This is a genomic window from Kitasatospora sp. NPDC004615 (assembly GCF_042873545.1).
Lineage (GTDB): Bacteria > Actinomycetota > Actinomycetes > Streptomycetales > Streptomycetaceae > Kitasatospora.
The window spans coordinates 346,212-357,526 of sequence record NZ_JBIALQ010000001.1; the positions used below are offsets into that span (position 1 = coordinate 346,212).

General features: G+C 73.9%; 11 protein-coding genes. 6 read left to right on the forward strand and 5 right to left on the reverse strand.

Going from position 1 to position 11,315, the window contains the following annotated elements; genetic code table 11:
* Window positions 1-245 precede the first annotated feature (245 nt).
* On the forward strand, window positions 246-1,718 hold the full coding sequence (locus ACFYS8_RS01610) for a carboxyl transferase domain-containing protein (protein WP_387634188.1): 1,473 nt from the start codon (window positions 246-248) through the stop codon (window positions 1,716-1,718).
* Window positions 1,719-1,737: 19 nt separating this feature from the next.
* On the opposite strand, the gene ACFYS8_RS01615 is transcribed toward ACFYS8_RS01610, so the two are convergent.
* On the reverse strand, window positions 1,738-3,006 hold the full coding sequence (locus ACFYS8_RS01615; RefSeq protein ID WP_387634189.1) for a tetratricopeptide repeat protein: 1,269 nt from the start codon (window positions 3,004-3,006) through the stop codon (window positions 1,738-1,740).
* Window positions 3,007-3,258: 252 nt separating this feature from the next.
* On the opposite strand from ACFYS8_RS01615, the gene ACFYS8_RS01620 reads away from it, so the two are divergent.
* Window positions 3,259-3,540: a hypothetical protein gene (locus tag ACFYS8_RS01620; RefSeq protein ID WP_387634190.1), complete on the forward strand. Its 282-nt coding sequence runs from the start codon at window positions 3,259-3,261 to the stop codon at window positions 3,538-3,540.
* A gap of 75 nt (window positions 3,541-3,615) precedes the next feature.
* Here the strand turns inward: ACFYS8_RS01620 and ACFYS8_RS01625 are convergent, their stop codons facing one another.
* The 3 genes from ACFYS8_RS01625 to ACFYS8_RS01635 form a co-directional block, all read right to left on the reverse strand.
* Window positions 3,616-4,626 carry a questin oxidase family protein gene (locus ACFYS8_RS01625; RefSeq protein WP_387634192.1) on the reverse strand — a complete coding sequence of 337 codons (1,011 nt, stop codon included), beginning with the start codon at window positions 4,624-4,626 and terminating at the stop codon, window positions 3,616-3,618.
* Between the two features lie 120 nt (window positions 4,627-4,746).
* A complete protein-coding gene (locus tag ACFYS8_RS01630; protein ID WP_387634194.1) occupies window positions 4,747-5,259 on the reverse strand; it encodes an HAD domain-containing protein in 513 nt (170 codons plus the stop codon).
* A 39-nt stretch (window positions 5,260-5,298) separates the two neighbouring features.
* Entirely contained in the window at window positions 5,299-6,381 is a 1,083-nt protein-coding gene (locus ACFYS8_RS01635; protein WP_387634197.1) for an alpha/beta hydrolase family protein, read from the reverse strand.
* 179 nt (window positions 6,382-6,560) lie between these two features.
* Here ACFYS8_RS01635 and ACFYS8_RS01640 point away from each other — a divergent pair, with 179 nt between their 5' ends.
* The 4 genes from ACFYS8_RS01640 (at window position 6,561) to cobM (ending at window position 10,555) form a co-directional block, all read left to right on the forward strand.
* Entirely contained in the window at window positions 6,561-7,007 is a 447-nt protein-coding gene (locus ACFYS8_RS01640; protein ID WP_387634200.1) for a MarR family winged helix-turn-helix transcriptional regulator, read from the forward strand.
* Window positions 7,008-7,161: 154 nt separating this feature from the next.
* Complete coding sequence (locus ACFYS8_RS01645; RefSeq protein WP_387634203.1) at window positions 7,162-8,385, forward strand: IS4 family transposase; 1,224 nt, start codon at window positions 7,162-7,164, stop codon at window positions 8,383-8,385.
* A 167-nt stretch (window positions 8,386-8,552) separates the two neighbouring features.
* A complete protein-coding gene (gene cbiE, locus ACFYS8_RS01650) occupies window positions 8,553-9,818 on the forward strand; it encodes a precorrin-6y C5,15-methyltransferase (decarboxylating) subunit CbiE (RefSeq protein ID WP_387634205.1) in 1,266 nt (421 codons plus the stop codon).
* Entirely contained in the window at window positions 9,815-10,555 is a 741-nt protein-coding gene (gene cobM / locus ACFYS8_RS01655) for a precorrin-4 C(11)-methyltransferase (RefSeq protein WP_387634208.1), read from the forward strand. The genes cbiE and cobM overlap by 4 nt, the downstream gene beginning before the upstream one ends.
* A gap of 126 nt (window positions 10,556-10,681) precedes the next feature.
* Here cobM and ACFYS8_RS01660 read toward each other — a convergent pair whose 3' ends face one another.
* Window positions 10,682-11,311, reverse strand: a complete 630-nt coding sequence (locus ACFYS8_RS01660) for a bifunctional 4-hydroxy-2-oxoglutarate aldolase/2-dehydro-3-deoxy-phosphogluconate aldolase (protein ID WP_387634211.1) — start codon at window positions 11,309-11,311, stop codon at window positions 10,682-10,684.
* Between the last annotated feature and the right edge of the window lie 4 nt (window positions 11,312-11,315).

An 11,315-nucleotide genomic window follows, 5' to 3' on the forward strand; every position in this document is an offset into this window, starting at 1 on the left:
CAATTCGGCATCCTGGATACCAATTAGCCCGGTGTCTGGTACGTCACGTTCCACCGCCGGGCGCGCTGGGTACGGCGCGCGAGGCAACCGCCCCACTGGCGGTGATCCGTGTCACCACTGTGCGCCGCACCCGCCGACGGCCCGCGTCCGCCCATAGGCTCTGCACCGGCTTTGCGCCAGCTTTGGGCCGCAACGCCCCCTCCCCCACTTCTGCCCCATCCCCCTGCCTGCGACGGAGGCCCCAGGTGTCGGCACGTCAGCTCCTCGATCTGCTGGTCGATCCCGGCAGTTTCACGCCCTGGGACGAGCCGATCGGCGCCGAGCCGGCCGACCCCGAGTACCGGGACGCCCTAGCCCGGGCCCGCGCCCGCACCGGGCTGGACGAGGCGGTGATCACCGGCCGCGCCCTGCTGGACGGCCGGCCGCTGGCGCTGATCGCCTGCGAGTTCGGCTTCCTCGGCGGCTCGATCGGCGTCGCCACGGCCGAACGGATCACCCGGGCCGTGGAACGCGCCACCGCCGAGCGCCTCCCGCTGCTCGCCCTGCCGGTCTCCGGCGGCACCCGCATGCAGGAGGGCTCCGCCGCGTTCCTGTGCATGGTCCGGGTCACCGCGGCGGTCCACGCCCACCGCGCCGCCGGCCTGCCGTACCTCACCTACCTGCGCAACCCCACCATGGGCGGCGTGTTCGCCTCCTGGGGCACCCTCGGCCACCTGGTCCTCGCCGAACCGGGCGCCCGGCTGGGCTTCCTCGGCCCGCGCGTCTACGAGGAGTTGCGCGGCGAGCCGCTGCCGCCCACCGTCCAGCGCGCCGAAACCCTGGCCGCCAACGGCCGGTTGGACGCCATCGTCCCGCCCGACCGCCTGCACGCGTTCCTGTCCCGCGCACTCACCATCCTCACCGCCCTGCCGCCCCGGCCGAGTTCACCGGCGCCCGCCGCCCCCACCGCGACCCTCGCCGCCGAGGACGCCTGGGAGTCGGTTCTCCGCAGCCGCCGGCCCGACCGCCTCTCTTCTCTTGAACTCCTGTCCCACACCGCCGAGTTGTTCCTCCCGCTGGACGGCGACAGCGCGCTCGTCCGGGCGCTCGCGCTGATCGGCGGACGCCCGGTGATGGTGGTCGCCCAGCAGCGCTCCGGCCCCGACCGGCCCGAACTTCCCTTCACGGCAGCCGATTTGCGGGCGGTTCGCCGACAGGCGGAACTGGCCGAGGAGTTGGGAATGCCACTGCTCACCGTGGTCGACACCGTCGGCGCCGAACTCTCCGTCGAGGCCGAACTCGACGGCGTGGCAATGGAGATCGCACACTGCCTGACCACCCTGGTCGGCCTGCGCACCCCCGTCATCGCCGTGCTGCTCGGCCAGGGCAGTGGTGGCGGCGCGCTCGCGCTGCTGCCCGCCGACCGCGTCATCGCCGCCCAGCACGCCTGGCTCGCCCCGCTTCCGCCCGAGGGCGCCTCCGCCATCGTCCACCGCGACGGCGAGCACGCTCCTCAACTCGCCCGCGCCCAGGGCATCACCGCCACGGCGCTCGCCGCCACCGGCCTGATCGACCAGGTCGTCCCCGAGACCGACGACCCCGCCGACCTGCGCACCCACCTGGCCGCCGCCATCACCCACGCCCTCGCCGACCTCGCCCAACTCCCCACCCCCACCCGCCTCGCGGCCCGCCGGACCCGCAACCGCCACCTCGGCGGCCCGCTCCCCACCACCGGCTGACCGCACCGCTCGCCGCCGGTCAGGGGTGGAACAGCCGGTACAGATCGGGTCGGACCACCCGCGTGGTCCGACCCTGCCGGAGCAGCGCCACCGCGTCCTGGACGCAGCCGAGTTCGATCAGCTGGCCGGCCAACCGGCGGCGGCAGGACGGGTCATCCGCGTGCGGCCGAAGCAGGGCGGCGGCTTCCTCGAACCGCCCCTGGTCGGCGAGCAGTTCGGCGATCTCCTGAACGGCGGACGGCGGGTCGTCGTCGGGGTACGCCAGAGCCAGCTCGATCGCCTCGTCCAGCAGCCCGCAGCCAGCCAGAAGCCTGAGGCGCAAACTGAACAACTCCCAGTCCTCCGCGTTTTCATGATGGGCCGTCATGTCATCCAGGAGTGCCAGTCCGTCCTGCGGCCGACCGTGGTCGACGTACAGCGCGCACAGGGCCGAGACGATCCAGTCCTCCGCCCCGCCGTACGACTCGACCAGCGCTCGCATCACCGCGATCGCCTCTGCCAACCTTCCGTGCCGGGCCAGGAGTTGAGCGTGCCCGAGGGCAGCGTCCCGCGACTCCCCGGCCGCGCGGTACACGGCGACGGCGCCCGCCACATCGCCGCGTTCCTCCAGTACCCCGGCGAGGCGCCATGCCGCAGGCCCGTCGGGGTCGGCCGCCGCGTGCGCGCGCAGATCCTCGAACCGGCCGTGCCGCGCCAGCAGTTCGGACAGCCGGCCTTCGTCGACCGGCTGCTCGGCACCGAGCAGCGCGATCGCCTCGTCGATCCGGCCCTGCCGCTCCCGGACGGTGGCCAGCAGGTCGAGCGCCGTCCCGGGGTGGAGCCCTCGGCAGCACCACGGGCCGTCGCACCAGTGCCCGGCCGGAATCCTCGCGGCCAGCAGCGCGGCGGCCTCCTCCTCCCGGCCCGCCACTCCGGCCACCTCGACCATCGCGGCGGCCAGGCCCGCGTCCTCAACTCCCGCGCTCAGCAACGTGAATGCCTCGACGCCACGCCCCTGCCGGGCCAGCAGCCGGCCGAGGAACTCCAGCGGACGCCCACCGGTCCTCGCATGCCGACGGACCAGCTCGATCGCCTCGTCCGGCCGTCCCCACTCCACGAGCAGCTCCGCCTGCGCCTCGACGGCCGGCCACCACTCCGACTCGACGTACGGCGCCAGCACCGCAAGCGCCTCCGCCTGCCGCCCCTGCTCACCCAGCACCCGCGCCCACGCCCGCGCGCAGAACCACTCCCCCTGCCGGGCCTGGACTTCCACCTCCTCCGCGTGCCCGAGCTCGAGCAGCCGGACCACCAGGGGCGGAGGAATCGTCCCGGCACAACGATCAAGATCAGCAGCGTCCACGGCAGCGCACGCTAACGCCACCGACCGACAGTGGCGCAGCCCCGGGAGTCCGGCCTGTCGGCCACCACCCCCAGGACCCTTGCACGCTCGCCGATTCGAGCGATTGGCGGTGCCGTTCGGGGACGAACCGGCCGTGCGGGGAATTCCCCGTTCGAAGAGGCACCCGCTCCCAGCCGGGCGTCCTCGGAAGGGAGTACAGTCATGCGTCGTCGTCTCACGGGAATCGGCCTGCTGGCCGTCACCGGCGTGCTCGCCCTCGCCGTCCCCGCCCAGGCCGCCACGGGCACGCTGATCGTGAACGGGGTGGCCCACCACAACCCCGCGCGGGGCTGCTACAGCACCACGTCCCCGGTGACCATCACGAACTTCACCGACTCGGCTGTGCTGGTGCACGCCGCCGCGAACTGCCAGGGCCCGGTGACGGCGGAGGTGGATCCCGGGATGTCCAAGCACGCCGTCGGGACGAGCTACTTCGTCCTCTGAGGCACGCTGCGCCGGGGTGGGAAGGCGGCCGTTCCGACCTCCCACTCCGTCTCGTCCGACCCTCCGCCCGTCCGATCATCCGATCGGAGCGGTCAACTCCATGGCGCGCACCGCCGCCGCCAGCGCGGGCCCGTCGCCCACGTCCAGCGCCGTGTCCGTCAACTTGATGACGTGTTCGTCGCCGTGCGACAGCGCCCGCTCGACGACCTCGTCGGGGGTGAGGCCGTCGAGCGGCACGCACGGGACCGCCACGGCCGGCGCGTACATCGCGGTCACGGCCGCCGAGGCCGTCCAGGCGGCCTGCAGGCTCGACGGCCACAGGGCGTGCGGCAGAGCGGGCAGGGTGCGCAGGACGGCGTTGGGAGCCGTGGCCGCGTGGACCAGCATCGTCTCCTCCCCGTGCCCGTGGGTGGCGTACCGGTGGGTCGCCGCCCGCACCAGTTCGACGAGCCGGCGGTGCGCCTCGGCCGGTTCCATCGCCGTGGCCGCCCACACCGGCAGGGCCCTGACGCGGTCGAGCCGGGCCGGGAAGCCCCCGTCCTGGACGGCGATCCGCGGCACCAGCCCGAGGGCGGCGGCCGCGCTGTCGGCACCGGGCAGCGGGGTGAGAGCCGCGACAGGCCGGTGGCGGGCGGCCCAGTAGCCGAGGCCGTGGGCGAGTTCGGCCAGCCGGGGTTCGGTGACCGCGCCGGACAGCAGGGTGCGCACGGCGTGGCCCACCCGGATCACCGGGTGGGTGGAGCCGCCGTAGATCCCGGGCAGCAGGCGGGGCCACCACTCGCCGAGCACCTCGCGCCACGGACGTTCCGCGACCTCGCGCTCGAAGAAGCCGATCCAGTCGGCCGCACGGCGCGGATCACCCAGCGCCTCGTGCCAGTTGACGGCCGTGACCCGCTCGACCCCGGACGGGAACTCCTCCAGCATGCGGGCGTACCGGTCGAGCCAACCGTGCACCGCATCCGCCCGCCCGCGGGCGGCGAGGGCCTCCACCGCCATCGGCGCGTGATTGGTCAGCCGCCCGAGCCGCTCGGGCCCCGAGCGGTGCAGGCGTTCGAGCGCCTCGTCCAACGTCCCTGTGACATCCATGCTGGGGACGGTACGCAGAACCACCAGGCCCGCGTAACGGACTGAAGACGTAGGCCTCGTCCTCGGATCGGCCCAGGTCGTGGGACCGACGCCCCACCCGACCGACCTTAGGACCCGCTGTCAGGCCGGGTGGCGCAGCCAGTCCTCGAGGATGGTGAAATCCCGTTCGGTCAGGCCGAGTTCGGGGTTGACGCGGTGGAGCAGCGCGGGTCCGGGGTGGTGGTGGGCGACCCACTCGCGGTCGGCTTCGGTGATCTCGTCGTCGACCCAGGCGAACGGGGTTCCGGCGGCGTGGGCGGTGAGTGCGGGGGTCTTCCAGTGGACGCCGGGCGGGAGGCGGGGGGTGGTGCGCGGCGGGTCGGGCAGGACGGGGAGTGCGGGGAGGCCGAGCAGCGGGGCGATGCAGGTGTTGGCGTCGTCGAACCAGGTGGTGGCCCAGATCAAGTGGCAGGGCAGTGCGCCGAGTTGGTGGCCGATGGCGGGGTCGAGGCGGGTCAGCAGGGGGTTGGACTCGCCGGTCAGTTCGCGGATCCGGCGTGCCGTCAGGTGGGTGCGGTGGCGGGCGGGGTCGCCGCCGAACGGGATCAGTGGGCCGTCGACGTCGAGGTAGAGCAGGGGCAGCGGAGACTCCATCCGGTCGATGATGCCGGGGCGGAGGCTCCGCCGCACCTGTCATGCCGACCGCAGCGTCTCGGCCAGCCAGTCGGCGGTGTCCGGCAGCCACTCCGACTGCGCGTTGCCGAGCAGGTGGTTGCCGTACGGGACGTACAGCAGCTCGGCGTGCGGGAGGTCCACGGTGAGCGCGTCGGCGTTGGTGAAGCCGGGGATCCGGTCCTCCCCGCCCTCGACCAGCAGCAACGGGCAGCGCAGGTGCGGTGCGAGCGCGGCCAGGTCCAGGCCGTCGACGAATGCGCGCGCGGCGTCCGCGTCGCCGCACCGCTGGCCGAGGGTGGCGGCGACGAACGGGACGAGTCCGCCCCAGTCCAGCCGGTACGGGCCGCTGACCAGCGCGGCGGCGCGCACCCGCCGGTCGTGGGCGGCGACCCGTGCGGCGAGGTATCCGCCGAGGCTGAGGCCGACCACGGCGATCCGCCCGGGGTCGACCGGCGCCTCGCCGGCCGCGGCGGCATCGGCGAGCGCGTCCAGGGCGCGGACGACCGCGCGGCGGTGGCCCTCCGCGTCCAGCAGCGTCTCGGTGGCCAGCACTCCCTGGCCGGGTCCGTCGATCGCCAGGACGGCGACGCCACGCGGGAGCAGCGCGTCCGCGAGAGCGTGGAACTCCTCCTTCGAGGAGTCCATGCCGGGGATCACCACCGCGACCGGAAAGCGCTTACCCTCTGCCTCCCCCGGGATCCGCAGCCATCCGGTGAAGCCGTCGCCGGACAGGCGGCGGGCCTGCGGTTCGAGCAGGGCCAGCGACTGTTCCATCGACCGGTCCGCCTCCCTCGCGACCTCCGTCGCCCGCTCCCGGTCGGGGTCGGGCATCAGGGCCGCGAGGTGGAACCAGCGGGCGGCCAGGCGGTGGCGCTCGCCGGCCGTCCGGGTGCGGCCGGCCTTGGCGGCCTGTTCGGCGGCGGCGCGGTGCCGGAGTGCGGCCGCACGGCAGACGTCGGGCCACTGGAGCATCGACTCCAGCGGCGCGGTGACCCGGTCGTACTCGTGCAGGTCGACGCCCGCACCGTGGGCGCGTGGGCGGGTCTCCGCGGTGAAGCCGGCGGCCATACCGGGGGCGGAGAGGAAGGAGAGGTCGGTCATCGGTGTGCGGTCCTCCGGGGCACGGGTGTCAGCCGGGCTGACAGATCGACAAATCAACACGCCGGGAGGAACGCAGCGGCACAGCATCCGCTCCCCCGCATGCTCAACACCCCGATCATCATCAATCAGTTGATGACTGTCAACGCTTATACGTCGACCAGCCCTTGTAGCATCGCCGCATGGGAATGCCTGCCAGTGACCGTCTCGGCATCGATCTGAACCTCGCCGTCCAGGAGCTGCTGGCCGCGAAACGCACCGCCGTCGAACCCGCCGGACTGACGGTGCCGCAGTACGCGGCCCTGTTCATGCTTGCCGAGAACGCGGGCATCAGCGGCGCCGCGCTCGCCCGGGCCTGCCAGGTCACCCCGCAGGCGATGGCCATGACGCTCAAGCACCTCACCGAGCGCCGCCTGGTGGAACGCGCCCCGCACCGCTGGCACCGCAACATCCTGGCGACCCGTCTCACCGACCGCGGCCGCGCCGCGCTGGAACTCGCCGACGACCGCGCCAGCGCCATCGAGGAGGCGCTGTCCGAGGAGTTCACCGCCGCCGAACGTGACCAGCTGCGCCACCTCCTGGCCCGCGCCATCAGCGCCATCCGTTACGCCGCCGACGACCTCGACTGACAGTGAGGATGCGCGGTGCCTCCTCCGCCGGGTCCGACCACAGCCCGGCCCGGAACCACCGCCAACAGACGTCCGGCCGCCGCGCGTTGCGAACGCCTGGCATCCCGGGCCGGGTTCGCGGTGACTTCGCCGTGGGCGGCTCGTTGAACGGGTCGTGCCAGTGCCAAGGCAGACCAACGCACCGACGGACATCCGGCCTGCGGAGCGTGCCGCGCTGGGGATACTGACGCGCGCCTTCCCGCCCGAACTGGTCGACCAGGTACTGATCGACTGCGGACGGGTCGAGCAGCGCAGCCGCCTGCTTCCGGCCCGCGTGGTGGTCTACTTCGTGCTGGCGATGGCGATGTTCGCCGACCTCGGCTACCCGGACGTCGCCCAACTGCTGGTCAACGAGCTGGAGCGGGAACGCTGGTGGCCGAGGGCCCGCCAGTTGCCCACCCCCGCCGCGATCGGCCGGGCCCGGCTGCGGCTCGGCCCGGAACCGCTGCGCCGCCTGTTCGAACGGACCTGCCCGCCGCCGGCCGGCCCGACCATCGCCGACGCCTGGTACCGCGGCAAGCGGCTGGTCGCCCTCGACGGCACGATCCTCGACGTCCCGGACACGCCGCCGAACGCCGCACACTTCGGCCGGACGCTCGGCAGCACCGTCCGAAAGCCCGTCCGCACCACCGCTCCCCGCGCCACCGGCGGGCCTCCCGCGCGGCCCGCCGTCCCGGAGCCCGTCAACTACCCGCAGGCCAGGGTCAGCGCCCTGGTCGAGTGCGGGACCCACACCACGCTCACCGCCGACGTCGGCCCGCTCTCGACCCACGAACGCGCCCTCGCCGCAGCCATCTACCCGACGCTGACCCGCGACATGCTCGTGCTCGCCGACCGCGGCACGACCGATCCGGCGATCTGGCAGGCCGCCCGCGCAGGCGGTGCCGACCTGCTCTGGCAGGTGCCCGGCAGCCTTCAACTCCCGCTCGCCGCACGCCTGGACGACGGCTCCCGTCTGACCGGTCCGACCGGCGCGGCCGACCCGACCGGACCGGCTCGCGAACACGCCTGCCCCGCCCAGGTCCGCGTCATCGACTACACCCTCGACACCGACCGTCGCAGCGCCCCGCCGCACCGCCTGCTCACCAGCCTGCTCGATCCGGCCGCCGCCCCGGCCGCCGACCTCGCCGCCCGCTACACCCACCAGTCCCGCACCGGAACGGCGCTCGACCACCTGACCCCGCCTCAACCGACCCAGACCCTGCGCTCCCGCCACCCCGAGGGCATCGAACAGGAGATCTTCGCCCTGCTGCTCCTCCACCGCACCTTCCCCACCGCCCCCACGGCGCCGACCACATCCACGCCGCCCACCGTCCAACTGGTGTCCACGCCCGACTGACCCCGCGCCGCGCGGCTCCGGGAGCCGGGGAGCCCGGGAGCCGGGGAGCCCGGGAGCTCCGGTGTGGCCAATGTCGCACGGTGGATCTCCGCAGCTCGTGGGGGGTATGACGGTCTACTGCCGGTAGGCTGCGGCTGCCCGTCCCCCAAGCTGTGAGGAGTTTGCGCGTGTCTGCGATCACCGTGGTGGGGGTCGGTGCGGACGGCTGGCCGGGGCTGTCGGAGGCGGCCCGGGCGGCGTTGCACACGGCGGAGGCGGTCCTGGGCGGAGCCCGGCAGCTGGCGCTGCTCCCCGCCGAGGTGACAGCGGATCGCGTGCCGTGGCCGTCGCCGTTGCGGCCTTCGGTGCCGGGGCTGCTGAATCGTTTCGCGGAGCGGCGGCTGGTGGTGCTGGCGAGCGGCGATCCGATGTTCTACGGGATCGGCCGGACGCTGATCGAGTGCGGCGCCCCGGCCGAGTCGCTGCGGGTGCTGCCGCATCCATCCTCGGTGTCGCTGGCGTGCGCCCGGTTGGGCTGGCCGGTCGAGGAGACCGAGGTGGTGACGCTGGTCGGCCGCGCCCCCGAGACGCTGCACGCCGCGCTCTACCCCGGCCGCCGAATACTGGTGTTGAGCCCGAACGCCTCGACCCCCGCACAGGTGGCGAAGCTGCTGACGGAACGCGGCTTCGGCCCGAGCCGGATCCGGGTGCTGGAGCAACTCGGTGGCCCGGCCGAGACGCTGCGCGAGGGCATGGCGGACGACTGGTCGCTGCCGCCGGGCGATCCGCTGAACGTGCTGGCGATCGACTGCGTGGCTACCGACCCGAACTCGCCACGCCAGCAGCTGACTTCCGGCCTGCGCGACGAACTCTTCGAATCCGACGGCCAGTTGACGAAGCGTCATATCCGCGCGGCGACGCTGGCGGCGCTAGGCCCGGCGCCGGGCGAACTGCTCTGGGACATCGGCGGCGGCTCGGGCTCGATCGGCATCGAATGGCTGCGGGCGCACCGCAGTTGCCGGGCCGTGAGCGTGGAGCGCGACCCGGTGCGGGTGGAGCGGATCGTCCGCAACGCGGCGTCCCTGGGCGTACCCCGGCTACGGGTGGTGCACGGCGCGGCGCCGGCGGCGCTGGCCGAACTGGACATCCCCGACGCGGTGTTCATCGGCGGCGGGCTGACCGCGCCGGGCGTGCTGGAGGCCTGCTGGTCGGCGCTGCGCCCGGGTGGGCGGCTGGTGGCGAACACGGTGACGCTGGAGTCCGAGGCGCTGCTCACTCAGTGGTACCGGCGCCACGGCGGGGAGTTGGTGAAGCTGAGCGTCGCACACGCGGTGCCGGTGGGCGGGTTCACGGGGTGGCGGCAGGCGATGCCGGTCACTCAGTGGAGCGTGGTCAAGGGCGGCGGCGCCGGGATGTCCGGTGCGGCCGAGGAACTCGGAGGAGCAGCGAAGTGACGGTCTATTTCATCGGTGCCGGTCCGGGTGCGGCCGATCTGATCACAGTGCGCGGGCAACGGACGCTGGCGGCGTGTGGGGTGTGCCTGTACGCGGGGAGCCTGGTCCCGCAGGAGCTGCTGGCCGACTGCCCGCCGGGGGCGCGCCTGGTGGACACCGCGAACCTCGACCTCGACCAGATCATCGCGGAGATCGTCCGCGCGCATGCCGAGGGCCAGGACGTGGCACGGCTGCACTCGGGCGACCCGTCGGTGTTCTCGGCGATGGCCGAGCAGATGCGTCGCCTGGACGCGGCGGACATCCCCTACGAGGTGGTGCCGGGCGTCCCGGCGTTCGCGGCGGCCGCGGCGGCCCTGAAGCGGGAGCTGACGGTCCCGACGGTCGGCCAGACGGTGATCCTGACCCGGGTGGCCCGCCAGGCGACGCCGATGCCGCCCGGCGAGGAACTGTCCGTCCTCGGCAAGAGCGGCGCCCTGCTGGTCCTGCACCTGGCGGCCCGCTACGTCGACAGCGTGGTGGACGAACTCCTCCCCCACTACGGACCGGACTGCCCCGCCGCTGTGGTGGCCATGGCCAGCCGCCCCGACGAGCTGGTGCTGCGCGGCACCCTCGGCGACATCGCCACTCAGGTCAAGGCCGCAGGCGTGCTCCGCACCGCCGTGATCATCGTCGGCCGCACCCTGGCCGCGACGGAGTTCCGCGACAGCCACCTGTACTCCACCACCCGCAGCCGGTAAGCGCTTTCCCGCTCCCTCCGGGGGCGACGCGGGGCGGCAGGGAGGCGACGGCGGGACGGCGAGTAAGCGCTTTCCCCGCCCCCTCCGTCGCTGCCCCCTCCGTCGCCGCCCCCGGCCCGGCCGTTCTCAGCCGAGCGACGCGATGAACGCCTTCGCGCGGCGGGTGATCTCGGCCCAGTCGCCGTCGGCGACGGTCTGCGGGGGGACGACGTCGGTGCCGGCGCAGACGGCGAGGGCGCCGTGGTCGAGGAAGGCCCTGGCGTTGGTGGCGTTGACGCCGCCGGAGGCGACCAGGGGGATGCCGGGGTACGGGCCCTGGAGGTCCTTGAAGTAGCCGGGGCCGAAGGTCTTCGCGGGAAAGATCTTCACGGCGGCGGCGCCGAGGTCGAGCGCGTCGGCGACCTCGCTGGGGGTCAGCGCGCCCATCACGACGGGGACTTCGGCGTCGCGGGCGACGGCGGCGACGGCGGGCCGCAGGCCGGGGGTGACCAGGAAGCCCGCGCCGGCGTCGATGCCTTCGCGGGCCTGCTCGGCGGTGAGCACGGTGCCGACGCCGATCCGGCAGCCGGCCTTCGCGGCGGTGGCGACGTGGCGGGCCACGTCCGGTGTGGTGAAGGTGAGTTCGGTCCAGGCGATGCCGCCTTCGGCGAGCGCTTCGCACAGCGCGACCGCGTCCGGGATCACCGGCGCCCGCACCACGGCTATCACGGGCTGTGCGGCCAACGCCGCGCGCAGGTCGGTCACTTCGTTTCCCATACTC